At 65.9% G+C, this 22,069-nt stretch carries 25 protein-coding genes; 14 read left to right on the top strand and 11 right to left on the bottom strand.

Features of this window, described 5'->3' with window-relative positions; genetic code table 11:
* Window positions 1–126: 126 nt before the first annotated feature.
* Complete coding sequence (locus tag ACZ1II_RS23175; protein WP_465145886.1) at window positions 127–672, top strand: AAA family ATPase; 546 nt, start codon at window positions 127–129, stop codon at window positions 670–672.
* 103 nt (window positions 673–775) lie between these two features.
* On the opposite strand, the gene ACZ1II_RS23170 is transcribed toward ACZ1II_RS23175, so the two are convergent.
* The 4 genes from ACZ1II_RS23170 to glnE form a co-directional block, all read right to left on the bottom strand.
* A complete protein-coding gene (locus ACZ1II_RS23170; protein ID WP_465145885.1) occupies window positions 776–1,489 on the bottom strand; it encodes a M23 family metallopeptidase in 714 nt (237 codons plus the stop codon).
* 153 nt (window positions 1,490–1,642) lie between these two features.
* A complete protein-coding gene (locus ACZ1II_RS23165; protein ID WP_465145884.1) occupies window positions 1,643–2,434 on the bottom strand; it encodes a ferritin-like domain-containing protein in 792 nt (263 codons plus the stop codon).
* Window positions 2,434–2,907, bottom strand: a complete 474-nt coding sequence (locus tag ACZ1II_RS23160; RefSeq protein ID WP_465145883.1) for a peroxiredoxin — start codon at window positions 2,905–2,907, stop codon at window positions 2,434–2,436. The genes ACZ1II_RS23165 and ACZ1II_RS23160 overlap by 1 nt, the downstream gene beginning before the upstream one ends.
* Entirely contained in the window at window positions 2,904–5,627 is a 2,724-nt protein-coding gene (gene glnE / locus ACZ1II_RS23155; RefSeq protein ID WP_465145882.1) for a bifunctional [glutamate--ammonia ligase]-adenylyl-L-tyrosine phosphorylase/[glutamate--ammonia-ligase] adenylyltransferase, read from the bottom strand. The genes ACZ1II_RS23160 and glnE overlap by 4 nt, the downstream gene beginning before the upstream one ends.
* A gap of 145 nt (window positions 5,628–5,772) precedes the next feature.
* Here glnE and ACZ1II_RS23150 point away from each other — a divergent pair, with 145 nt between their 5' ends.
* The 6 genes from ACZ1II_RS23150 (at window position 5,773) to ACZ1II_RS23125 (ending at window position 8,921) form a co-directional block, all read left to right on the top strand.
* Window positions 5,773–6,753: an agmatine deiminase family protein gene (locus ACZ1II_RS23150; RefSeq protein ID WP_465145881.1), complete on the top strand. Its 981-nt coding sequence runs from the start codon at window positions 5,773–5,775 to the stop codon at window positions 6,751–6,753.
* A 94-nt stretch (window positions 6,754–6,847) separates the two neighbouring features.
* Complete coding sequence (locus ACZ1II_RS23145) at window positions 6,848–6,973, top strand: hypothetical protein (protein ID WP_465145880.1); 126 nt, start codon at window positions 6,848–6,850, stop codon at window positions 6,971–6,973.
* Window positions 6,974–7,183: 210 nt separating this feature from the next.
* A complete protein-coding gene (locus ACZ1II_RS23140) occupies window positions 7,184–7,399 on the top strand; it encodes a hypothetical protein (RefSeq protein ID WP_465145879.1) in 216 nt (71 codons plus the stop codon).
* On the top strand, window positions 7,396–8,283 hold the full coding sequence (locus ACZ1II_RS23135) for a bestrophin family protein (protein ID WP_465145878.1): 888 nt from the start codon (window positions 7,396–7,398) through the stop codon (window positions 8,281–8,283). The genes ACZ1II_RS23140 and ACZ1II_RS23135 overlap by 4 nt, the downstream gene beginning before the upstream one ends.
* Before the next feature lie 48 nt (window positions 8,284–8,331).
* On the top strand, window positions 8,332–8,673 hold the full coding sequence (locus ACZ1II_RS23130; protein ID WP_465145877.1) for a hypothetical protein: 342 nt from the start codon (window positions 8,332–8,334) through the stop codon (window positions 8,671–8,673).
* Window positions 8,674–8,702: 29 nt separating this feature from the next.
* Window positions 8,703–8,921, top strand: a complete 219-nt coding sequence (locus ACZ1II_RS23125; RefSeq protein WP_465145876.1) for a hypothetical protein — start codon at window positions 8,703–8,705, stop codon at window positions 8,919–8,921.
* A 190-nt stretch (window positions 8,922–9,111) separates the two neighbouring features.
* Here ACZ1II_RS23125 and ACZ1II_RS23120 read toward each other — a convergent pair whose 3' ends face one another.
* Together ACZ1II_RS23120 and thrS are read right to left on the bottom strand one after the other, a co-directional pair.
* Window positions 9,112–9,786, bottom strand: coding sequence for a spermine/spermidine synthase domain-containing protein (locus ACZ1II_RS23120; protein WP_465145875.1), 675 nt, complete (start codon window positions 9,784–9,786; stop codon window positions 9,112–9,114).
* Window positions 9,783–11,795, bottom strand: a complete 2,013-nt coding sequence (gene thrS, locus ACZ1II_RS23115) for a threonine--tRNA ligase (RefSeq protein ID WP_465145874.1) — start codon at window positions 11,793–11,795, stop codon at window positions 9,783–9,785. The genes ACZ1II_RS23120 and thrS overlap by 4 nt, the downstream gene beginning before the upstream one ends.
* Window positions 11,796–12,184: 389 nt before the next feature.
* Here thrS and ACZ1II_RS23110 point away from each other — a divergent pair, with 389 nt between their 5' ends.
* The 4 genes from ACZ1II_RS23110 to ACZ1II_RS23095 all read left to right on the top strand — a co-directional run bounded on the left by ACZ1II_RS23110 (window position 12,185) and on the right by ACZ1II_RS23095 (window position 14,166).
* A complete protein-coding gene (locus ACZ1II_RS23110; RefSeq protein ID WP_465145873.1) occupies window positions 12,185–12,601 on the top strand; it encodes a hypothetical protein in 417 nt (138 codons plus the stop codon).
* Window positions 12,598–12,789 carry a helix-turn-helix transcriptional regulator gene (locus tag ACZ1II_RS23105; protein ID WP_334185543.1) on the top strand — a complete coding sequence of 64 codons (192 nt, stop codon included), beginning with the start codon at window positions 12,598–12,600 and terminating at the stop codon, window positions 12,787–12,789. The genes ACZ1II_RS23110 and ACZ1II_RS23105 overlap by 4 nt, the downstream gene beginning before the upstream one ends.
* 3 nt (window positions 12,790–12,792) lie before the next feature.
* Window positions 12,793–12,960: a hypothetical protein gene (locus ACZ1II_RS23100; RefSeq protein WP_465145872.1), complete on the top strand. Its 168-nt coding sequence runs from the start codon at window positions 12,793–12,795 to the stop codon at window positions 12,958–12,960.
* 78 nt (window positions 12,961–13,038) lie between these two features.
* Window positions 13,039–14,166, top strand: coding sequence for an IS5 family transposase (locus ACZ1II_RS23095; RefSeq protein WP_465144525.1), 1,128 nt, complete (start codon window positions 13,039–13,041; stop codon window positions 14,164–14,166).
* 138 nt (window positions 14,167–14,304) lie between these two features.
* Here ACZ1II_RS23095 and ACZ1II_RS23090 read toward each other — a convergent pair whose 3' ends face one another.
* Window positions 14,305–15,636 (bottom strand): ArnT family glycosyltransferase, encoded by a 1,332-nt coding sequence (locus ACZ1II_RS23090; RefSeq protein ID WP_465145871.1) that lies wholly within the window; start codon window positions 15,634–15,636, stop codon window positions 14,305–14,307.
* A gap of 274 nt (window positions 15,637–15,910) precedes the next feature.
* Between ACZ1II_RS23090 and ACZ1II_RS23085 the strand changes: the two genes are divergently transcribed.
* Genes ACZ1II_RS23085 through ACZ1II_RS23075 form a run of 3 tightly spaced genes read left to right on the top strand, consistent with a single transcriptional unit; the run spans window position 15,911 to window position 18,546 of the window.
* A complete protein-coding gene (locus ACZ1II_RS23085; protein ID WP_465145870.1) occupies window positions 15,911–16,663 on the top strand; it encodes an alpha/beta fold hydrolase in 753 nt (250 codons plus the stop codon).
* A 21-nt stretch (window positions 16,664–16,684) separates the two neighbouring features.
* A complete protein-coding gene (locus ACZ1II_RS23080) occupies window positions 16,685–17,557 on the top strand; it encodes a tetratricopeptide repeat protein (RefSeq protein WP_465145869.1) in 873 nt (290 codons plus the stop codon).
* Window positions 17,554–18,546: an LLM class flavin-dependent oxidoreductase gene (locus ACZ1II_RS23075; RefSeq protein WP_465145868.1), complete on the top strand. Its 993-nt coding sequence runs from the start codon at window positions 17,554–17,556 to the stop codon at window positions 18,544–18,546. The genes ACZ1II_RS23080 and ACZ1II_RS23075 overlap by 4 nt, the downstream gene beginning before the upstream one ends.
* Window positions 18,547–18,741: 195 nt before the next feature.
* Here the strand turns inward: ACZ1II_RS23075 and dxs are convergent, their stop codons facing one another.
* From dxs to ACZ1II_RS23055, 4 genes are all read right to left on the bottom strand, one after another.
* The gene (gene dxs, locus ACZ1II_RS23070) at window positions 18,742–20,664 is read right to left on the bottom strand and encodes a 1-deoxy-D-xylulose-5-phosphate synthase (RefSeq protein ID WP_465145867.1); all 1,923 of its coding nucleotides are present in this window, start codon (window positions 20,662–20,664) and stop codon (window positions 18,742–18,744) included.
* 353 nt (window positions 20,665–21,017) lie between these two features.
* Entirely contained in the window at window positions 21,018–21,479 is a 462-nt protein-coding gene (locus tag ACZ1II_RS23065) for a Fur family transcriptional regulator (RefSeq protein WP_465145866.1), read from the bottom strand.
* Between the two features lie 72 nt (window positions 21,480–21,551).
* Window positions 21,552–21,701, bottom strand: coding sequence for a hypothetical protein (locus tag ACZ1II_RS23060; protein ID WP_465145865.1), 150 nt, complete (start codon window positions 21,699–21,701; stop codon window positions 21,552–21,554).
* Window positions 21,702–21,853: 152 nt separating this feature from the next.
* Window positions 21,854–22,063, bottom strand: a complete 210-nt coding sequence (locus ACZ1II_RS23055; RefSeq protein WP_465145864.1) for a hypothetical protein — start codon at window positions 22,061–22,063, stop codon at window positions 21,854–21,856.
* Window positions 22,064–22,069: the final 6 nt, after the last annotated feature.

The raw sequence follows: 22,069 nt of genomic DNA, 5'->3' as shown, positions 1-22,069 counted from the left end.
TCAAAACACTTCCCCACCAGCACAAAGCTACCCAGCGCTGAACGTCGCCTTCACGGCGCACGCGTTGCGATTGAAACCAGGCTATGCTTACGCGAGTCCGTCGTTGAGCACATGTGAGAGGCGGCTATGAAGCATCTCCACATCATTACGGGAGGTCCCGGTTCTGGGAAAACCAGCCTGATCGCTGGGCTTGCGGCCGGTGCCCTTCATATCATGCCGGAAGTCGGCAGGGCGATAATCCGGGATGAAGTGCGTAAGGGTGGGAGAGCTTTGCCTTGGGACGACCGGGAAGCTTTCGCCGCAAGGATGTTCGCAGCGGAAACGCTATCCTATCGCAGGGCGAGCGAACTTCCCGGACCTGTCGTGTTCGATCGCGGCATTCCTGACGTTATCGGCTATCTCCGCCTGTCTAGAATCCCTGTGCCCTCTTTGATGATGGAAGCAGCACAACGCTGCCGGTATGCCAAGAAAGTCTTCATCGCGCCTCCCTGGCCTGCAATTTTCGAGCAGGATACCGAACGCAAGCAATCGTTTGGGGAAGCTCAGGCCACTTACGATGCGATGATAGAAGTCTATTCCGAACTGGAATACGAACTCGTCCCGCTTCCGCTGGTTTGCATCGAGGAGCGTGTGAGTTGCGTGAAAGCGGAAATCTCGTTGCCGACAGAGTGACAGGCATAAGAAAAGGCGGCCTTTCGGCCGCCTTTTCCTTCCTCTCCAAATCCTTGTTGGCCGGGCTGTCTTTGCGGCAGTCCCTGAGCGATCTGGAACTCTGTCAGCCGCCGGTCGAACCGTTTTCGGCTGCCGCCATGCGATCGCCCTGCATGTAAGGGATCGGGTTGACAGCCTGGCCGTCAACGCGGACTTCGTAATGGAGGTGCGGGCCGGTCGAGTTGCCGGTGGTGCCGACGAAGCCGATCACGTCGCCCTTGTGGACCATCTGGCCTTCGGCAACGTTGAGGCGCGACATGTGGCCGTAGCGGGTTTCGAGATCGCCGCCGTGCTCCAGCGAGACGAACAGGCCGTAGCCGCCGAACCAGGCGGCCTTGCCGACGACGCCGTCTGCGGTTGCGTAGATCGGAGTGCCGATCGGGGCGCCGAGATCGATACCCTTGTGGGCGCGGCGGCCGCCGAGGATCGGGTGGTTGCGCATGCCGAAGCTGCTGGTCAGCTTGAGACCTTCAAGCGGGGTACGCGAAGGGATCGAGACCGCGCCGAGCTTGGCAGCGCCGGGGATGGCAGGCTTGGCCTTGGCGGAAGCGAGGCCGGTTTCCTCGAAGTTCTGCCAGGAGCTGAAGAGGTTGCGGAACTGCTCGTCCTCACCACCCACCGACTGGTTGCCGGACTGGGCCGAGCGCAGCGGGGCGGAAATGTCGGCAGCGGCAGCGCTGCTATTGGCCATCGCCGGATGAGCGGCGACGAGAGAACCTGCGACGGCGACGGCACCGGTCACTGCGCGGAACTTGGCGAAGAATTTCGTTACGACCACTCGCAATACCTTGTTATCCGCCGCGAGCCGTAAGGCTACGACGCTTGTATTTATTACGGCCACGCATGAAGGCGCGCCGCGCAAACCCTAGTTCTGGAGATGGTCGGAACCCCCCGCCCGTCTCTGTCAGCGAGTTATGCCCAAGCAATAGGCTCAGGCAAGGTCGGCATAGAGATCGCGCGATAAACCGGCTGCAAGACGCGCCGAGTCGTTGAACGGTGGCTTAACGGCTCCGCCAAAGTGGCGGGAAACCAAGGTTTTCCAGAGGCTGTCGTGGTCCTCGTTCAACCGCTTGGCGACATCGGCGAAATGATTTGCGCCGAACCGGACGTGGCGGATTTCGTCGTCAAGGATTCGCTGGAGGATGGCTGCGCCGCGATGATCGCCGCTCGCTTTCACGCGGTCGCGTGTGGCAGGGGTAACATCCAGACCGCGTGCTTCGAGCACCATCGGTACTACGGCCAGACGCGCGCCGACATCGCCGCGCGTCTTGTGGGCGGCTTCCCACAGTCCGTCGTGCGCGGGCAGGGCGCCGTAGTAGCTGCCGAGGCTGCGCAAGTGCCGGTCGATCAGGGCGTAGTGCATCGCTTCGTCGGCGGCGACGGAGAGGAAATCGCCGACGAATCCCTCACCCATCTCGCCGCCGAATCGGCCCGCCATGTCGAGCGCGAGATCGATGGCGACGAATTCGATATGCGCGAGGGCATGCCAGAGCGCGATTCGTCCACGCTCGGAACCGCCCTTGCCGCGCTTGGGCATGTGTTTCGGCGGCAGGAGTTCGGGCGCCTCGGGGCGGCCCGGAACCTCCGGCATTTCTACGTCGAACGCGAAGGCCAGCCTGCCGAGCCGCCAGTCGCGCGCCACCTTGCGCGTCGCCATCGACTTGGCGCGCGGATCGCATTCGAGCAGCGCCTCGCGGATCGCTGCGGCAACGGTTCGGGTCATCAGAGGGCCTTTGCGGCCTCCAGGACCTGGGCCGCGTGGTCCTTGACCTTCACTTTGTCCCAGACGCGGGCGATCTTGCCGTCCGGCCCGATCAGGTAAGTGGTGCGGACCATGCCCATGTAGGTGCGGCCGTAGTTCTGCTTTTCGGTCCAGATGCCGAGCGCGTCAGAGAGGCCGTTTTCTTCGGCATCGCTGGCGAGCGGGGCCTTGAGATCGTGCTTGGCGATGAAGTTCTGGTGCTTCTTCGCCGAATCCTTGCTGACGCCGAGCAGGGCGGTCCCGGCCGCCTCGAACTGCTCCTTGAGTGCCGAGAAATCGATGTTCTCGGTGGTGCAGCCGGGGGTGTTGTCCTTGGGGTAGAAGAACACGACCAGCTTGCGCCCGGCGAAGTCGGAGGCCTTCACGCTGCCGCCTTCGGGGGTTTCGAGCGCGATGTCGGGGAAAGTGTCGCCGGCAGAAGGACGGGTGGTCATCGGGTGGTCTCCAGGGTTTCTTCGAAGGCCTGCGCCCATGCCGCGGCGACTTGCGCGCGGGCCTGGGCGAGGCCGGTTTCGAGGTCTTGCCACGTGCCATAGCCGCATGTGCGCACCAGCGCCATGCAGGCGGCCTCGACCGGCTTCAGCGAATCGGGGGCGAGCAGGCGCGCGGCGACGAGCAGGCGGGTCAGCACGTCATGGGCTTCCTGCAGGCTGGCGGGGAGCAGGCCTTGCGCGACCAGCAGCCGCAGCGCTTCGCCGAGATCGGCATCGAGGCCCTCGCCGCTGCGCAGTTGGGTGAAGTGGACGAGGAATTCCAGATCGACGAGGCCGCCGCGCATCAGCTTGACGTCGAGCGGGCCCTTGGGCGGTTTGTGTCCGGCCATGCGGGTGCGCATTTCCAGCACGTCGGCGCGCAATTTGGCCGGTTCGCGCGGAGCGGTGAGCACTTCGCGGACGATAGTGCCGAGCCGGTCGCGCGCTGCCTCGGAGCCGTAGAGCGCCCGTGCGCGGCAGAGCGCCATGTGTTCCCAGGTCCAGGCCTGTTCCTGCTGGTAGCGCGCGAAGCTTTCGAGGCTGGCGGCGGGCGGGCCTTGTTCGCCGGAGGGGCGCAGGCGGGTGTCCACTTCGTAGAGCGCGCCTTCGGCGGTCTGGACCGAGAGCGCGGCGGTCACGCGCTGGGACAGGCGGTTGTAGTAGAGCGTGGCGCCGAGCGGGCGTCGTCCGTCCGATTCGCGGGCGAAGTCGCCGGTGAAGAGGTAGATCAGGTCGAGGTCGGAGGCATGGGTGAGCACGCCGCCGCCCATGCGGCCTAGGCCCAGCACCACGAGTTCGCTGTCCGGCACGGCGCCGTGAACCTCGCGGAATTCCTCGACGGCGGCATCCGTCAGCACCACGAGCGCCGCTTCGGCGATCCGGCCGAGGGCATGGCCGATGTCGAGCGGGTCGTTCACCCCTTCGATCAGTTGCACGCCGAGCGCGAAGCGGCGGTCGCCGACTTTGCGGCGCACGATGTTGAGCTTGCGCTCGTAGTCGTCGCCCGGTTCGAAGCGGCCGAATTCCGCGATCAGTTCGGGCAGGCTGCCGGGCAGGTCGAAGGCGCTGGCGTCGATCAGCGGGTCGAGCAGGTCGGCGCGGCGGGCGAGGGCGTCGGCGAGCGGCGGGGCGAGGCTGAGGATGCGGGCGAGGCGCTCGATCAGCGCGGGCCGCGCTTCCAGCAGGCGGAACAGGTTGATCGCGGTGGGCAGGTTGTCGAGCAATTGCTCCCAGCGCGCCATCGCCCGTTCCGGTTCGGGGGCGGCGGCAAGGGCCGCGAGCAGGCCGGGGCGAATCGCCTCGAAGGCGAGCCGGGCAGCGTCGGAACGCAGCGCGCGCATCCGGCCCGAGAGCCATCCTTCGATTCGCGCGACCGTGGCATCGGGATCGGCAAAGCCCATGCGCATGAGTTCGTCGCGCAAGTCTTCCTGTGCGGGGGCGGGCACCGATACGGTCGTGCCGGTGGGCAGGTTGGCCATGACCAACGCGTCGTAGCGTTCGCCCACGGCCTCGGTGATCCCGGTGAGTTCGGCGATCAGCGCCTGACCGTCGGGCAGTCCGTCGAGCCGGGCCACTTCGTCGAGCAGCTCTTCCTTCATCGGCAGCGAATGGGTCTGCTGGTCCTGCATCATCTGCAGGCGGTGCTCGACGGTGCGCAGGCGGTCGTAGCTCTCGCCGAGCAGGCGGGCGTCCTCGAGCGGGACCAGCCCGGCTTCGGCCAGCGCATCGAGCGTGGCGCGGGTGCCGCGCAGGCGCAGCGCCGGGTTGCGGCCGCCGTGGATGAGCTGGTGGGTCTGGGCGTAGAATTCCACCTCGCGAATGCCGCCGCGACCCTTTTTGAGGTCGAAGCCGAGGCCGACCGTCGCACTGCCGCGGGTGTTGGCGCGGATCTGGGCGGTGAGGCGGCCGATCTCGGCAATGGCGCCGAAGTCGAGGCTCTTGCGCCAGACGAACGAGCGGATCGCGGCGAGGAAGGCCTGGCCCGCCGCCACGTCTCCGGCGCAGGCGCGGGCGCGGATGAAGGCGGCGCGTTCCCAGGCGAGCGCGGAGGATTCGTAATGCGTCAGCGCGCCGTTGATCGAGATCGCCAGCGGGCTGACTTCGGAGGCCGGGCGCAGCCTGAGGTCGGTGCGGAAGACGTAGCCTTCGTCGGTGACGCCCGCGAGGGTTTCCACCACGGCGCGGGCGACGCGCTGGGCCGCTTCGCCGGGTTCGTCGCGCTCGCGGCGGGGGAGAAGCTGGGGATCGAACAGCAGGATCGGATCGATGTCCGAGCTGTAGTTGAGTTCGCCCGCACCGTGCTTGCCCAGCGCGAGGGCGAGGAAGCCTGCCGGCTGCGCATCCGGCACGCGGCGGCGGATGCCTTCGGCGATGGCGGCGTCGAGCGCGCGGTCGGCGAGGGCGGAGAGTTCGCCCGTTACCGTGAGCAGCGGAAAGGCGCCAGCGAGATCGCCGATGGCAAGGGCAAGGGCGAGCGCCTGCTTCTCGCGCCGCAGCGCTGCCCCGACGCTGGGGGCGCCTTCTCCGGCCTTGCTGGCCCAGTCGAGCGCGGCCTCGGCCTGTCCGGCGGCGAGCAGTTCGGTGAGGGCAGGGAGCCGGTCGAGCGCGCTGGAGAGATAGGGGGCGTGGGCGCGGGCACGGGCGATCGCGCCGGTCCAGTCGGCTTTCTGTTCGGCATCCATTGCGGCTTCCTGCCTGCCCCGGTGGCGGAGGGCAAGCATCTGCCAATCATTACGCGCCATCATTGCGGGACGCGCCGGAGTCTTCTATCGGCTCGGCGGTTCCCGCGTTGGCAAGCCTTGCGACGCGGCTTCAGGAGATTTCCCCGTGACCTTCGCCCTTCCCCCCGAATGGCATCCGCAGGACTGGATCTGGATCGGCTTCCCGCACGATTCCGAGGAATGGCCGGGCTTCCTCGAAGCCGCGCAAGTGCAGATGGCCGAATTCGCCTCTGCGGTCGCCGAATCGGGTCAGGAAGTGCGCCTGGTCGTGCGCGACGAGGCCAACCGGGCGCGGGCGGCTTTGCTGGTTTCCTCGAAGGTAAAGCTGGAAGTGCGCCGCTACGGCGACGTCTGGCTGCGCGATACCGGGCCGCTGGTCGTATCGGATGCGCACCGTGCACTCAAGGCGATGCGCTTCGGCTTCAATGGCTGGGGCGGCAAGTACCTGATGGACGGCGACCAGGAGATCGGTGCCGAAATCGCCCGCGATGCCGGGCTTGAGGTCGAGACGGCGGACTGGATTCTCGAAGGCGGCGCAATCGACGGCGACGGCACCGGGCTGGTGGCGACGACCGAGCAGGTCCTGCTCAACCCGAATCGCAACCCGCACCTGACGCGCGGCGATCTGGAACTGCGCCTGAAGCGCGATCTCGGCTACGACCGGGTGCTGTGGCTGGGGGACGGCCTCATCAACGACCACACCGACGGTCATGTCGACAATCTCGCGCGCTTCGTGGCGCCGAACGTGCTGGCGCTGCCCCGTGCGACCGGGGCGAACGACCCCAATGCCGCGATCTACGCCGATGCCAAGGCGCGCGCCGAGGCGGCGGGTGTGACGGTGCGCGAAGTGCCCTCGCCGGGCCGGGTGGAATCGGACGGCCGCATCGAGCCGGCCAGCTACATGAACTTCGCGATCACTTCGAAGCTGGTGGTCGTGCCGATCTATGGCACCGCGCACGACGAAGAGGGCGTGGCGGCGATTGCCGAGCTGTTCCCCGATCGCGATGTCGTAGGCGTGATGGCCGATGCGGTGCTGGCGGGCGGCGGCTCGTTCCACTGCTCCAGCCAGCAGATGCCCTCGCGCTGACCGGCGTGCGCAGCGATCCGGAATGCGGCTCCCCGCCGTTCCGGATCGCGCGGTTTAACGGATTCGCAAGGGGTCTGCGTGCATGGACGCAGACATGGCTCGTATCGTCGCACTCGCGCACAGCGCCCGGAATTTTCGGCAGGATGACATCCTGCGGGCGGCATTTGTGTGCGGCTGCGCACTGGCCCTGATCCTTGCCAAGGATTCGTTGCCGTTCTGATACGCCCGCGCGGTTATCGCCGGTCTTGATCCGAGCGATTTCCTTTTCATTTCAAATTATGTTCGGGAAGGCGGCGACATTTCGCCGTTCCTGCTGCACCGCACATCGTGCCTGCTGCGACGCAGCAAAAGATTGTCACAAACGGTCGATGCAATCGAAACTATCCTTCCCCACGTTACCTGTTCGCGTGACTGGTAAAGGAGATTCACCATGCGCCAAACGACGGACGCCGAACGGGCTCGCCTTCGCCAATCGCTTGTCGGCAATTTTCTGCTATTGCTCTTCGGCCTGGGTGTGCTGGGCTTTCTCGTGGCGATCGACAGGGCTGACTGGTTCACCCTGAGGCCGGTTTCGGGAACCTCGGTCGCACTCTCGCATGCCTCGGCCCAGGGTGGGTCGCATGGAGGGGATTCCGCCAAGCAATGATCGTCACGCCGTCGCTGCAACCTGTCCAGATCTTCCGGGAGATCTGGAAACCGCTGACTCTGCTGTTCGTCTGGGACGTCATCGTCACGGTGACCTACTTCGCGCTGCCGTTCCATGCGCCCGAATTGCCGGTGACGCTGTTCGGCTCGGCGCTGGCGCTGTTCCTGGGGTTCCGGAGCAATTCGGCCTATCAGCGCTGGTGGGAGGGGCGCGGGCTTTGGGGGCTTATGATCAATGCCAGCCGAAACATCGCGCGTTCGGCGCGCAATTTCATGCCCGATCCGGAAGCGACCGAACTCAAGCGCCGCATCGTCCTGCGCCAGATCGCCTACGTCAATGCGCTGCGCTGCCAGCTGCGCCGGATCAAGCCTGACGCCGAGGTGCTGCGCATGCTCTCGCGGGGGGATGCCGATGCCTCGCTGGAACGCGCCAACATTGCCAACGGCATTCTCGACGATACCGGCCGCCGCATCGACGAGGCGCGCCGCAAGGGCTGGATCGACACCATCCAGCAGACGCAGATGGAAGCCGTTCTGGTGGACATCGCCAATTCCCAGGGTGGTATGGAGAGGCTGAAGAACACGCCGCTGCCCTATCAGTATCGCTTCTTCCCGACCGTCTTCACGCACATGTTCTGCATCCTGCTGCCGATCGGCCTGGTCGAGACGCTGGGTGTGGCGACGCCGCTCGGCTCGACGATCGCGGGGATCATGTTCCTGGCGGTGCTGGCCATCGGCGACGATCTCGTCGATCCTTTCGCCAATACCGTGCACGATCTGCCGCTGAACGCGATGTGCCGGACGATCGAGATCGATCTGCTCCAGTCCATCGGTGACGAAGCCCCGGCGCCGATCACGCCCGACAAGCACGGCATTCTGTGGTGAGTTGCCAGCCCAGTTGACTGTAGGCTGTGGACGCTTCAGGGGCTGTCCATGGCCAAAGCAGACCGTCTTGAGCGCATGAACACGCGCCGTGCCGACCTCGAAATCGACTATCGCACCGCGCTGATCGAGGCGTTGCGGGTGACGGCGGCGGGCCAATGGGGCCTGTTCGGCCACAACAAGGACAAGCAGGCCCGCGCCAAGGCGGCACCGCTGGTGGAGGGCCTCACCGAGCTTGCCGAAGAGATCGACGATCTTCGCTTGCAGCTCGATATGGAGTGCTTCGCGCTCCATCAGGAATTCCTCGCCGCGCGCGGCCCGGTCAGGGCGGATGCGGTGGGCGAGCCCAAGCAGGCGCAGGCCTGGCTGGATCGGCTGTCGCAGGAAGGCTAATCCTCGTGTAATAGCACGAAGGAACTTCCATGCGTCTTTCCAAGGATCGCCAGACCACCCGCGCCAGTGTGCGTCTGGGCAAATGGGTCGAACTTGACGCCCGCACCGATTTCAGTCCGCCGGGGCTGGTGGCCGTGGGGCTGCTGGTCTCGGGGATTCTGCTGAGCGCCAGCGTTCTGGCGGCGGCGACCGGGCGGGCAAAGGCGCGGCGGATCGAGGCGCGCGGGGATCGTGACTTGCCGGGCTGACTGTCCGGGCGAGAGATTCGTTCTAACCAGTCCCACCAAACTCCCCGTCATCCCCGCGAAGGCGGGGGTCCCGCCTGTTCTTGCGGCGTGGCGTGAAGGAAGGAAGCGGGGCCCCCGCCTTCGCGGGGGCGACGAGTTTTATTGGGTTGGCGTTGTCGGGGGCAAAGGCCGTTCAGCCTGCCAGCCGGAATCACTCCGGCGTGGCGAACCAGATGACGTGCTTGGGTCCCTTGCCGTTGCTGCGCGAGGAGACCTTCACTTCGTCCACCTTGAACCCGGCGCGTTCCAGACGGCGGGTGAAGGCGGGATCGGCGCCGGCCGACCAGATCGCCAGCACACCGTCCGGCGTCAGCGCATTGCGCGCCGCCCGCAGGCCGGTCTTCGAGTAGATTTGGTTGTTGTCCTCGCGCACGAGGCCATCGGGGCCGTTGTCGACATCGAGCAGGATGGCGTCATAGGCGGCGCGCGATCCATCGATGACATGGCCGACATCGCCCATGACCAGATTGACCCGGGGATTGTCGAGGCAGCCATTAGCCAGTTCCGCCATCGGCCCGCGCGCCCACTCGATGATCTCCGGCACCAGTTCGACGACGGTGAGCTTCGAATCCTCGGGCAGCGTGCGCAGCGCCGCGCGCAAGGTGAAGCCCATCCCGTAGCCGCCGATCAGCATGTGCGGGCGCTTGGTAATGCCCTTGATGCGATCCCACGCCATGGTGGCCAAGGCTTCCTCGCTGCCCCACTTGCGCGTGGACATCAGCTCGTTGTGACCAAGCACGATCATGTAGTCCTGATCGTGTTTGTAGAGTTCGAGCTTCTCGCCGTCCGGAATCCAGGCGGTGTCGATGAGTTCGCGCTTGATCATGACGGCAGGTCCGCGCGCAAGTCCGGCGCGGTGGCTTCGGCCTTGAGCAGGGCGATGGCCTCGTCGAGGGACATGACCTTCTGATGCTCGGCGCCGAGGGTACGCAGGGCGACGGTCTGTTCCTCCGCCTCGCGCTTGCCCACCACCAGCAGGTGCGGAACCTTCTTCAGCGAGTGTTCGCGCACCTTGTAGTTGATCTTCTCGTTGCGCACGTCGGTCTCGACGCGCACACCCGCGGCCTTGAGCTTCTTTGCCACTTCCTGCGCATAGTCGTCGGCGTCGGAGACGATCGTGGCGACCACGGCCTGGACCGGGGCGAGCCAGACCGGCAGCTTGCCGGCGAAGTGCTCGATCAGGATGCCGATGAAGCGCTCATAGGACCCGAAGATCGCGCGGTGCAGCATGACCGGGCGGTGGCGCGCGCCGTCCTCGCCGATGTAGCTGGCGTCGAGACGCTCGGGCAGCATGCGGTCGGACTGGATCGTGCCGACCTGCCAGGTGCGGCCGATCGCGTCGGTGAGGTGCCACTCCAGCTTGGGCGCATAGAACGCGCCTTCACCGGGAAGCTCTTCCCAGCCGTATTCCTCGGTGGCGAGGCCCGCGCGCACCACGGCGTCGCGCAGTTCGGCCTCGGCCTTGTCCCACTGCTCGTCGGTGCCGATGCGGTTGTCCGGACGCAGGGCCAGCTTGATCGCATAGGTGAAGCCGAAGTCCTTGTAGACCTTGTCCGCCATCTCGCAGAAGGCCTGCACTTCGCCCACGATCTGATCTTCGCGGCAGAAGATATGGCCGTCGTCCTGCGTGAACTGGCGCACGCGCATCAGTCCGTGGAGCGCGCCGTGCGGCTCGTTGCGGTGGCAGCAGCCGTTCTCGACAAGGCGCAGCGGCAGGTCGCGGTAGGACTTGATGCCCTGCTTGAAGATCAACACGTGGGCCGGGCAGTTCATCGGCTTCAGCGCCATCCACTGGGCGTCGTCCGAGATGATCGGGCCGTCGTCCTCGGTGTTGGGTACTTCGTCGGGGATGACGAACATGTTCTCGCGGTACTTGCCCCAGTGGCCCGAGGCTTCCCACTGCCGTGCGTCCATGACTTGCGGCGTTTTCACTTCCTTGCAGTCGGCCTGGCCGATCGCGCGGCGCATGTAGTCCTCAAGCGCGCGATAGATCACATAGCCCTTGGGGTGCCAGAACACCGAACCGTGGGCTTCGGCCTGAAGATGGAACAGGTCCATCTCGTTGCCGAGCTTGCGGTGGTCGCGCTTGGCGGCCTCTTCAAGGCGCGTGAGGTGCGCGGCAAGCTGCTTCTTGTTGAGCCAGCCGGTGCCGTAGATGCGCGAGAGCATCGCGTTCTTCTGGTCGCCGCGCCAGTAGGCGCCCGAAACGCGCGTCAGCTTGAAGGCCGCCGGGTCCAGCTTGCCGGTCGAGGGCAAGTGCGGGCCGCGGCACATGTCCAGCCAGTCCTCGCCCGACCAGTAGACGGTCAGCGGCTCGTCGCCGGGGAGTTCGGCGGCCCATTCGGCCTTGAAGGTCTCGCCCTGCTGCTTCCAGCGGCTGATCAGCTGCTCGCGGTCCCAGACCTCGCGGCGCAGCGGCTTGTTGGCGGCGATGATCTTGCGCATCTCCGCTTCGATGGCTGGAAGGTCGTCGTCGGTGAACGGCCCGCGCTCCGGGTTGGGGGCGAAGTCGTAGTAGAATCCGTCGTCCGTCGAAGGGCCGAAAGTGATCTGCGTGCCGGGGAACAGCGCCTGCACCGCTTCGGCCAGGACGTGGGCGAAGTCGTGACGGGCGAGGTCCAGCGCCTCGTCCTCGTCGCGGCTGGTGACGAGGGCAAGCTGGGCGTCGGCGGTGAAGGGGCGGTCGAGGTCCACCAGTTCGCCGTCGATCTTCGCGGCGAGCGCGGCCTTGGCGAGGCCGGGGCCGATGGCGGCGGCGACGTCGGCCGGGGTGGAGCCTTCGGGCATTTCGCGAACCGAACCGTCGGGCAGGCTGATCTTGAACATTTCGGACATGGACGAACTCATTTCTCGTTTGCCCCATGCCATACCAGAGCATGTGGGCGGAAAAGTATCGGGGCGCCATGGCACAGGCGCGCCTCCGGGTGAAGGTGCGGCGTCTGCTGAATGGCGCTATTTCGGGAGAGAGACGCCGCTCGCCCGAACTCCGGGCGACGGTGGCTGCCTGCTCAGGCCGCGACCAACCGTCCCCGGAAGCGCCGGGTGGTAGTAGTCGTAGTGGTGAGCAGCTGCGTCATCGCTGGCCGATGTAGCGATTGCGGGCGGAAAAGTCATCCCAAGATTGCGATGTAAAGCGTGCTTGACTTCGAGTTGTGTGGATGACAAGTGTACTTTACACAGGCCGTGGTCGACGGCCGACTGCCGTTCGACGAAGGAGTCCAGACATGGCCGCGTACAATCCCGCATTCCGCCGTTATATCCGGCGCTTCGTGCCGCTCACGATTGCCTACGGCGCTTCCGTCTCGCTGGCGACGGCTGTCATTCCGGACCATGCTCCGGCCAGTCTCGGGATCATCGCGATCGCGGTTCTGCCGGGTCTTGCCGTCGTCGGCTGGCTCTGGGCCATGGCGCGCCTATTGGTGGAACTGGATGATGAATATCTGCGCATGTTGGAAGTGCGCAAGTTCCTGATCGCCACGGGTACGACGCTTGCCCTCACCAGTATCTGGGGCATTCTGGAACTCTATACGCCTGCCGTGCCGAAGCTGCCGGTGTTCTTCGTGTTTCCGCTCTGGTGCCTGGGGCTGGCGGTGGGTGCGGTGTTCAACCGGCTCCGCTTCGGATCGGCGCGCTGCGCGTGAGAAACCGCCTGAAAGAACTGCGCGCCGAACGCGGCTGGAGCCAGCAGGACCTTGCCGAACGTCTGGAAGTGAGCCGTCAGAGCGTCAATGCCATCGAAACCGGCAAGTACGACCCCTCGCTGCCCTTGGCATTTCGCATTGCCGAGGTCTTTGCTATGAGGATCGAGGATATTTTCCTGAAGGGGTGAGCGATGTCGGGGCGGTTTGGCAGGATCGGGGCATGGACGGCCTTGGCGCTTGCGCTTGCTGTCGGTCTCGCCCTGTTCGGTGAGAGCAGTTCGGACCAGCACAAGATCGAGAGCGCCGAGGCGGCCACGGGGCCGGTGATCGTGCGGGTGATCGGTCCTGCCCTGCTTTAACAGGTCGCGGAAAAAGGAACTTCCCTTGAGGCCGTTGAGGTGATTCAAGTCGCCTCGACCGAGGTTGAAGGATTGAAGATGCGCGGCGGCGATCACCGGAGCGAAGGGCTGTTTTCTTACGTGAGCTGCGAAGCTCGGGTACCGGCGGATCATCCGCTGCGGGCAATCCGTGCAATTGTCGACGAGGCGTTTGAGGTGATGTCGGGGGATTTCGACGCGATGTACTCGCGTATTGGCCGGCCGTCGATCCCGCCCGAGAAGCTGCTGCGTGCGCTGCTGCTGCAGGCCTTCTATACGATCCGCTCGGAACGCCAGCTGATGGAGCAGATGGATTACAATCTGCTTTTCCGCTGGTTCGTAGGGCTGGCGATGGATGCGCCGATCTGGGATGTGACGGTCTTCACCAAGAACCGCGAGAGGCTGCTTGGCGGCGATATCGCCGCCAAGTTTCTGTCCGCGATCGTAGGGCAATCGCGCGTGCAGGCGCTGCTGTCAGACGACCACTTCTCGGTGGACGGTACGCTGATCGAAGCCTGGGCGAGCATAAAGAGCTTCAGGCCCAAGGATGACACCGCCTCGGACGGTGACGACGACGACAGCGCTTCGGGTACCGGACAAAACGGTCACGCCAAGGCCAAGGGGCGCAATGCTGAGCGCGATTTCCATGGCGAGAAGTGGAGCAACCTCACCCACGCCTCAACCACCGATCCTGATGCCCGGCTATTCAAGAAGGCACGCGGTCAGGCCGCGAAGCTGTGCCACATGGCCCATGTCCTCATGGAAAACCGGCACGGTCTGGTTGTGGATGCAACGCTCACCCATGCCACGGGCACGGCCGAACGGGAGGCCGCGCTGACCATGCTTAGCCGTATGAAGGGGCGTCATCGCATCACGCTGGCGGCAGACAAAGCCTACGATACCGTCCACTTCGTCGCCGCGTTGCGCGAGATCGGAGTTACCCCGCACGTGGCACAGAACGTCAATGGCAGGCGCTCCGCCATTGATGGGCGCACCACCCGCCACCCTGGTTACGCCGTTTCTCAGCGGATCAGGAAACGGATCGAAGAGGTCTTTGGCTGGGCCAAGACCAGCGGAAACCTGCGCAAGACCCGACATCGAGGGCAAGCCCGCGTGGGGTGGAACTTCACATTGACCGCTGCGGCTTACAATCTCATCAGGCTACCAAAGCTGCTGGTGGCAGCATAACTGTGCCCGAAATCCGCAGAAAGAAGGGTCCTGGCAAGCGCGGCAGTCAACAGATACCGATGACACCACCCCGTTGGCGCTAAACCTAATCAAAATCAGGCGCTCAAACGGTCCGAAACTGACTTTTTCCGCGGCGTGTTAATGAAGTGTCGGCTTGCGCTTTCGCCACGCGAGCCGCTCTACCATTACCGCCAGTAGCCAGCCCACGGTCATGCAGACGAACGGCATGACCGGGTAGTGGAAGCGCGACTGGCCGGAGAACAGCAGGCAGATCAGCGTCGGATAGAGCGCCGCGGCGTAAGGCAGCAGCCACCAGCCGGTCCAGCGCAGCCGCTCGTGCCGTCGCCGCAGTGTCATGACCGCGAAGGCCGCCGCGAAGCCCAGCATCAGCAGCGCATAGTATCCCTGGTTCGCATAGCGCACCGCGCGGTATAGCGCCTCGAAGCGCGGATAGCCCGGCGCGCCGCCCTGATAGGCCCATTCCGCCTCGCCATCAGGGAGCCAGAGCCGCATCAGCTTCTTCGGCGCGAGGGCAAGGAACTTGTCCGGATTGTCGCGAATCCAGGTGATGCCCATGCGCGCCGCCTCGATGTCGCTGGAGACTTCGTCGAGGTCGGTGCGGGCCATGAACTCTTTCACCACCGGAGCGTTCGGGGTGAAATCGCCGGTGGCGGTGTCGTGGTTGCCGGTGAGCAGGGTATAGCCGCCGTTGGTCGAGACCACGACCCAGTGGCCGAGCTGGGCATGGTTGCGCAGCGTCCACGGCATGACCACCAGCGTCGCGACGCCGACCACGATGAGGCCCTCCGCGAGCAAGCCCGGCAGCCGCTGCCAGACCGGGCGGGCGCGCAGCCAGTCGATCGCGAAGATCAGCGGCACGACCACCAGGGTCTGCGCTTTCACCAGCGTCGCGAAGCCGAAGATCAGCCCGGCGCCGACCAGTTGCCAGCGATTGGTCCGGGTCATCAGCGCCCAGCAGCCCGCCAGCAGCAGGGTGGTGTAGAAGACTTCGGTGAGCGCCAACGGGACGTAGCCGATGGCATTGGGATAGACCGCCAGAAGCAGCAGCCCACCGCGCGCGGCGGCTTCGTTGCCGAAGATGTTGCGGCCCAGCGCCAGAGTCAGCAGCCCGGTCACCATCGAGGCCAGGAGGTTGAACAGGCCGAGCGAGACTTGCGACACGCCGAACTGGTGGAACATTACCGAAAGCGCCAGCGGCAGGCCGGGCGGCCAGAACGCGGTCGCGAGGCCCTTGTCCCGATAACCTAGCCCGTTTGCGAGGCCTGCCGCACGCGCGAAGTAGGATTCGGCGTCGGAAGTGGGATGGACGTCGATCAGTAGCACCGCCACCCGCAGCGCGAAATAGAGCGCCCAGATCGCCACCAGCACCGAGCGGTCGGTGGCGAACCACTCCAGGCGCAGCGCGAGGCGACTCGGGCGGGTTGGAAAGTCGAGGATCTGCGCGGACATTCTGAAGCGGCTTCCTGATAGGACTTCAAAGCCCTTGTTTGATCCGAAACTATCGTTTCGGATCGTTCGGCACCGGCCCACGCCCCCACCCGACCTCCCATCGAGGATACACTAGTGGGAGGTCGGGTGGGGGCGTGGGCCGGTACCGAACTGAAATTCGCGCTTCCGCGAATTTCAAATCAGACTCTTAGGCCGCGAATCCACCTTCCCGCAACTGTCATCCGCGCCGCCTTGGCACTTGTGCTTGTCGCGTCCCAACCCCAGATGGGCGGCCATGACCGACACGCGTTATCTGGAGCTGCCCGACGGGCGCCGCATCGCCCATCGTTTCACCCCCGGCACCGGCGCGACGATCGTGTTCCTGCCCGGCTACATGTCCGACATGGCGGGCAGCAAGGCCACGGCGCTGTTCGACATGGCCCAGGCCGCCGGTCGCCCCTGCCTCCTGCTCGACTATTCCGGCTGCGGCGAAAGCTCCGGCGACTTCGCGGACGGCACGCTCAGCCGCTGGCGCGACGAAGTGCTGGCGGTGATCGCGGCAGCCGGGCTGGAGCAGGTCGTGCTGGTCGGCTCGTCGATGGGCGGCTGGCTCATGCTGCTGGTGGCCGAGGCGCTGGGCACCAAAGTGCGCGGCCTGATCGGCGTGGCCGCCGCGCCGGACTTCACCGAATGGGGCATCGCCCAGATGGACAAGAACGTGCTCGCGGACGGCGAGACGATCTGGGAAGACAACCCCTACGGCCCCGAACCCACGCCGACGCATCCAGGATTCTGGGCGGATGGCCAGGCCAACCGCATGCTGGAAAAGGAAATCGCCTTCGACGGCCCGGTGCGCCTGCTCCACGGCCAGCGCGACGACGACGTGCCCTGGGATATCTCGGTGAAACTGGCCGAACACCTGCGTTCAGCCGACGTGCAGGTCACGCTCATCAAGGACGGTGACCACCGCCTCTCGCGCGATTCCGACATTCACTTGCTGCTGCGCAGTGTTGCGGAACTGGTCCTCGCCCGCGAGCCGGTGGCCTGATTTTCCAAGGATCACCTGCCCATGCCCTTCCTTCTTCCGCTCATGCTGATGCAGTCCACTCTCGATGCGGGGGGCATTTCCAGCCCATATGCTTCCGCGCTCCCGCGTGAGATCGTCGAGAAGAAGGAAGACGAGGCGCGCAAGCGCCGGACCGAATCGCAGCAGTTCGCCGGCCCCTTGCCGCTACGGCCGGAGAACGGCTGTCTGCTCGCGGTCGAATCCGATCCCGAGCGCTCCGCCGAAGTCGCCCGCAAGGCGCTTGAGAGCGCGCAGGGGCGTGAGCGGGTGCGGGCCGGGCTTTGCCTCGGCGTGGCGCTGGCCGACCTCGACCGCTGGGGCGAGGCGCGCACGGCCTTCACCCAGGCCCGCGATACCGCCGATCCGAGCGACCACCTCAGCCGCGCCCGGCTGGGCGCCATGGCCGGCAATGCCGCGCTGGCGGACGGCAAGGCGGGCGATGCGCTGATGCTGCTCGGCCCTGCCGCCACCGAAGCCAAGACCGCCAGCGACGGCGTGCTCGGCGCCTCGATCGCACTCGACCGCGCCCGCGCGCTCGTCTCGCTCGGCCAGAACGGCGAGGCGGCGACAGCGCTGGCCGATGCCCGCACCGCCGATCCCAGCAATGCCCAGGCCTGGCTGCTCTCGGCGACGCTCTCGCGCCGTCAGAAGAACCTGATCGAGGCGCAGACCCAGATCGAAAAGGCCGCCCAGCTGGCCCCGCAAGACCCCGAAGTCGGCCTCGAAGCCGGTGTCATCGCGATTCTCGGCGGGCGCGACGAAGCCGCGCGGCGCAGCTGGAACTCGGTGGTGAGCACCAGCCCGGACAGCCCCGCCGCCGTTACCGCCAAGGACTATCTCGCCCAGCTCGGGCCGGAAGGAACGCCGAAACCATGATCCCATTTTCCGTCCTCGATCTCGTTTCCGTGCGCGAAGGCGGCACTGTCGCCGAAGCGCTCGCCATTTCCGCCCGCACTGCGCAAGTCGCCGAAAAGGCCGGTTATGCGCGCTACTGGGTGGCGGAACACCACGGCATGGACGGGATCGCGGGCGGCGCCACTTCGGTCGTGCTCGCGCATATCGGCGCGGCCACCTCCACCATCCGCATCGGCTCGGGCGGGATCATGCTGCCCAACCACAACCCTTACGTGATCGCCGAGCAGTTCGGTACGCTGGCGGCGCTGTTCCCCGGCCGCGTCGATCTCGGCCTCGGCCGGGCGGCGGGCGCCGATGGGCGGCTCGCCAATGCCCTGCGCAAGGATATCGTCGGCGCTTCGGAGCGTTTCCCGCAGGATGTCGTCGAGCTTCAGGCGCGTTTCGCCGGGCAGGCGGTGGGCGGCGTGTCCTCGCCCCAAGCGAACGGCGCCGACGTGCAGATGTGGATTCTCGGATCGAGCCTGTTCGGCGCCCAGCTCGCCGCGATGCTCGGGCTGCCTTATGCTTTCGCTTCGCACTTCGCGCCCGCCCAGCTCGACGAGGCCGCGCGCATCTACCGCGAGCGGTTCGAGCCGGGCAAAGTGCTGGACAAACCGCACTTCATGGCGGCGATCAACGTCGTCGCGGCGGATAGCGACGAGGAAGCCCGCTATCTCGCCTCCTCCACCGACCAGAGCTTCGTGGCCCTGCGCACCGGCAGCCCCGGCCGCCTGCCGCCGCCGGTTCGCGACTATCGTGCGGGCCTTCCCGGCGCTGCTCGGGCTATGCTGGAGCAGGTCCGCTCGGTCAGCGCGATCGGCACGCCAGCGCGGGTGCGGGATGAAATCAATGCCTTCATCGCCCGCACCCAGGCGGACGAACTGATCGTCTCGGGCGCGATCTTCGATCCCGATGCGCAAGTTCGCTCGCTGGAACTGACGATGGACGCCTTCGAGGCCGCGCGAGCCTAGTTCGGCAGGGGTTTGGCGCTGCGGAGCGTCGCCAAACTCAAACGTCATCCTGAACTTGTTTCAGGATCCATCGTGCCGATCAAGCTGCCGCCGATGGCCAGAAATGGATCCTGAAACAAGTTCAGGATGACGTAGTGCATGCCGTTGAGGGCGTGATTGTTTTCTGTCAGCGGCGCAACGTTAAATCGTTGCGCTTCAGGCCCGCGCCTCGTTCACTCCGGCGCTGTTGTGGCGCAAGGCCTTGAGTACGGTATCGACGATCTGCGGGGCATTGAGTCCGGCTTCGTCGTACTGCGCCTCGGGCTTGTCGTGATCCTGGAACACGTCCGGCAGGCGCATGGTGCGAATCTTGAGGCCCGCGTCGGTCAGGCCTTCGTCGCTGGCCATCGTCAGGACATGGGCGCCGAGGCCGCCGATCGCGCCTTCCTCGACGGTGACGACGACTTCGTGGCTCAGCATCAGCTTGCGGATGAGGTCGGTGTCGAGCGGCTTGGCGAAACGCAGGTCGGCGACGGTGGTGGAGAGACCCTTGGCCTCCAGCACGTCGGCGGCCCTGAGCGCTTCGCCGAGGCGGGTGCCGAGCGAGAGCAGGGCGACCTTGGTGCCTTCACGAACGATACGGCCCTTGCCGATTTCCAGCAGCTGCGGCTCTTCCGGCAGCTCCACGCCCACGCCGTTGCCGCGCGGATAGCGGAAGGCGATCGGGCCGTCGTCGTACTGGGCGGCAGTGTGGACCATGTGGACCAGTTCCGCCTCGTCGGCGGCAGCCATGACCACCAGGTTGGGCAGGGTGGCCAGATAGGTCACGTCGAACGAACCGGCGTGGGTGGCGCCGTCGGCGCCGACCAGACCGGCGCGGTCGATCGCGAAGCGCACCGGCAGGTTCTGGATCGCCACGTCATGGACGACCTGGTCGAAGGCGCGCTGGAGGAAAGTGGAGTAGATCGCGCAGAACGGACGCATGCCCTGCGCGGCCAGACCGGCTGCGAACGTGACTGCGTGCTGCTCGGCAATGCCGACGTCGAAGCTGCGATTGGGGAAAAGCTGCGCGAATCGGTCCAGCCCGGTGCCCGAGGGCATGGCGGCGGTGATGGCGCAGATGCGGTCGTCCTTTTCCGCTTCGGCGACCAGCGCCTTGGCGAAGACGCCGGTGTAGCTCGGCGGCCCGGCGGGGGCCTTGGCCTGCTCGCCGGTGACGACGTTGAATTTCTGGACGCCGTGGTACTTGTCGGCGGCTTCCTCGGCAGGAGCGTAGCCCTTGCCCTTCTGGGTCACGACATGGACCAGGATCGGGCCTTCGGCGGCGTCGCGCACGTTTTCGAGCACCGGGACCAGCGCGTCGAGGTCATGGCCGTCGATCGGGCCGACGTAGTAGAAGCCAAGTTCCTCGAACAGGGTGCCGCCCATGGCCATGCCGCGGGCGAATTCGTCGGTCTTGCGGGCGGCGGCGTGGAGCGGGCGCGGCAGGCGGCGGGCGAATTTGCGGGCGAGATCGCGCAGGCCGAGGAAGCGGCCCGAGGAGACGAGGCGCGCGAGATAGGCGGAAAGCCCTCCGACCGGCGGAGCGATCGACATGTCGTTGTCGTTGAGGACGACGATCAGGCGGTTTCCGGCGTCCGCGGCGTTGTTCATCGCCTCATAGGCCATGCCCGCGCTCATCGCGCCGTCGCCGATCACGGCAATGCCGCGGCCCGGCTGGCCCTTGATCTTGTTGGCGACGGCGAAACCGAGCGCGGCGGAGATCGAGGTGGAGCTATGGGCGGTGCCGAAGGGGTCGTATTCGCTTTCCGAACGCTTGGTGAAGCCGGAAAGCCCGCCGCCCTGGCGCAGGGTGCGGATACGGTCGCGGCGGCCGGTGAGGATCTTGTGGGGATAGGCCTGGTGGCCCACGTCCCAGATCAGCCGGTCTGCCGGGGTGTCGAACACGTAGTGAAGCGCGACGGTCAGTTCGACGACGCCGAGGCCCGAGCCAAGGTGGCCGCCGGTCTGGCCGACGGCGGAAATCATCTCGGTGCGAAGTTCGTCGGCCAGTTGACGCAGATCGGCAGGCTTCAGCTTGCGGAGATCGTCAGGGGTGTCGACGGTGTCGAGGAGCGGCGTGGCCGGGTTGGCTGTCATGGTCTGCTTGTACACTTTACGTGTTCTGGTGTCGAATTAAGCAGTGGGCAATATGCGGGTGCGGTCGGAAAGGACAGGAAAAACGTGGGACCCGTGGCTCCGGTGCGACGTTTCGATCGCTGTGATGCGTGATAAGCGTTGGAACTTCATGGGAAAATCAGCCGGGAACCGAAAGGGAGGCCAGTCACGACAGCTCCGCGCCCCTTTGCCGTCATCCCCGCGAAGGCGGGGATCCCGCTTCTCTTGCGCATGACGAAAGGTTGCAGAAGGAAGCGGGGCCCCCGCCTACGCGGGGGCGACGATGTTCTTTGCGGGATGTATGGGGTGGCCGGATTGATGTCCGGCTCTGCCGCTCAGCTACAGGCCGCGCAAGTACCGCGCAGTTCCACTACCGGGCGGACACCGGCGAACCCTGCCTGCTTGGCGGCGGCGATGAGGGCGCCGGTCAGCTTGTCGTCGTCGATGTGGACGGCCTGGCCGCAGACATCGCAGATCAGGAAGATGCAGTCGTGCTGGCAGCCGGGATGGCTGTTGGCGAGATAGGCATTGGCGCTCTCCACCCGGCGGGCGAGGTTGGTGCGCACGAAGAGGTCGAGAATGCGGTAGACGCTGTTGGGCGCCACGCGCTTGCCGCGCAGGGCCGAGACGCTTTCGGCCAGGTCGTAGGCCGAGGCCGGGCGGTCCCGTTCGGCCAGCGCGCCGAAGACATCTGCGCGCATCTCGGTCCACTGCTCACCGGCCTTTTCAAGGGCGGTGCGGGCGGCTTCCACGAGGTTGTCGCCGGAATGTTCGTGATGATGATGCGCATTAGCCATGTCGCCCATATGGGGATTGGCGCTGCGCTGCGCAATTGAAAGCTGGAAGGGCGGCCCGACCGGCCGTCCGGGTCAGTCGACTTGCGCGGCAGCCTCGGCAGGCGGCACGATGCCATTGCCGATCGAATGCGTGCCAATACCCATCACGCCGAGCACCAGCAGCGCACCACCGGCGAAGCCGAGAGCGAAGAAGCGGTAAAAGTCGGCCTTGAAGAGTCCCATGACGAAAATCAGCTCTGTTGGTGTGGTACGATTGCGTGGCGCTCACTTGGAGCGAATCGCCTTGCCGTCCAGTGAATGGCGACGAGCCGCGCCCCGTTCTGCGACGAAGCGTTGATTCTCAGCGATGGAGCGGTGGAACCGTCACAATTCGGTCAATGAGCCGTGCCCGCGAGCAGCGCGGAGGCAACCGAAATGACTGCGAGACCCGCCACCGGCAGCGCTGCGCAACCAAAGGGAAGCGCCAGCGCGCCAATCACATGATGCGGCTTGCGGATGCGGCCGAGGCGCACCAGCACCGCTGCCGTCGCCAGCCCGACGAGGAAGGCGACGGTGACGAGCGGTCCCAGCCACATCAGCCACATATCCGT

The organism is Novosphingobium sp. BL-S-20 (genome assembly GCF_055521635.1).
Note: the sequence above shows the minus strand (reverse complement) of the source record. Positions and strands in the feature narration are given on the sequence as shown.

Coding starts and splice junctions, on each gene's coding strand:
- ACZ1II_RS23085 (WP_465145870.1), top strand. CDS start 15,911: ATGACCGACACGCGTTATCTGGAGCTGCCCGACGGGCGCCGCATCGCC.
- ACZ1II_RS23055 (WP_465145864.1), bottom strand. CDS start 22,063: ATGTGGCTGATGTGGCTGGGACCGCTCGTCACCGTCGCCTTCCTCGTC.
- ACZ1II_RS23065 (WP_465145866.1), bottom strand. CDS start 21,479: ATGGCTAATGCGCATCATCATCACGAACATTCCGGCGACAACCTCGTG.
- ACZ1II_RS23060 (WP_465145865.1), bottom strand. CDS start 21,701: ATGGGACTCTTCAAGGCCGACTTTTACCGCTTCTTCGCTCTCGGCTTC.
- thrS (WP_465145874.1), bottom strand. CDS start 11,795: ATGTCCGAAATGTTCAAGATCAGCCTGCCCGACGGTTCGGTTCGCGAA.
- glnE (WP_465145882.1), bottom strand. CDS start 5,627: ATGGATGCCGAACAGAAAGCCGACTGGACCGGCGCGATCGCCCGTGCC.
- ACZ1II_RS23120 (WP_465145875.1), bottom strand. CDS start 9,786: ATGATCAAGCGCGAACTCATCGACACCGCCTGGATTCCGGACGGCGAG.
- dxs (WP_465145867.1), bottom strand. CDS start 20,664: ATGACAGCCAACCCGGCCACGCCGCTCCTCGACACCGTCGACACCCCT.
- ACZ1II_RS23160 (WP_465145883.1), bottom strand. CDS start 2,907: ATGACCACCCGTCCTTCTGCCGGCGACACTTTCCCCGACATCGCGCTC.
- ACZ1II_RS23140 (WP_465145879.1), top strand. CDS start 7,184: ATGCGCCAAACGACGGACGCCGAACGGGCTCGCCTTCGCCAATCGCTT.
- ACZ1II_RS23110 (WP_465145873.1), top strand. CDS start 12,185: ATGGCCGCGTACAATCCCGCATTCCGCCGTTATATCCGGCGCTTCGTG.
- ACZ1II_RS23100 (WP_465145872.1), top strand. CDS start 12,793: ATGTCGGGGCGGTTTGGCAGGATCGGGGCATGGACGGCCTTGGCGCTT.
- ACZ1II_RS23165 (WP_465145884.1), bottom strand. CDS start 2,434: ATGACCCGAACCGTTGCCGCAGCGATCCGCGAGGCGCTGCTCGAATGC.
- ACZ1II_RS23145 (WP_465145880.1), top strand. CDS start 6,848: ATGGCTCGTATCGTCGCACTCGCGCACAGCGCCCGGAATTTTCGGCAG.
- ACZ1II_RS23135 (WP_465145878.1), top strand. CDS start 7,396: ATGATCGTCACGCCGTCGCTGCAACCTGTCCAGATCTTCCGGGAGATC.
- ACZ1II_RS23175 (WP_465145886.1), top strand. CDS start 127: ATGAAGCATCTCCACATCATTACGGGAGGTCCCGGTTCTGGGAAAACC.
- ACZ1II_RS23095 (WP_465144525.1), top strand. CDS start 13,039: ATGCGCGGCGGCGATCACCGGAGCGAAGGGCTGTTTTCTTACGTGAGC.
- ACZ1II_RS23130 (WP_465145877.1), top strand. CDS start 8,332: ATGGCCAAAGCAGACCGTCTTGAGCGCATGAACACGCGCCGTGCCGAC.
- ACZ1II_RS23080 (WP_465145869.1), top strand. CDS start 16,685: ATGCCCTTCCTTCTTCCGCTCATGCTGATGCAGTCCACTCTCGATGCG.
- ACZ1II_RS23075 (WP_465145868.1), top strand. CDS start 17,554: ATGATCCCATTTTCCGTCCTCGATCTCGTTTCCGTGCGCGAAGGCGGC.
- ACZ1II_RS23125 (WP_465145876.1), top strand. CDS start 8,703: ATGCGTCTTTCCAAGGATCGCCAGACCACCCGCGCCAGTGTGCGTCTG.
- ACZ1II_RS23090 (WP_465145871.1), bottom strand. CDS start 15,636: ATGTCCGCGCAGATCCTCGACTTTCCAACCCGCCCGAGTCGCCTCGCG.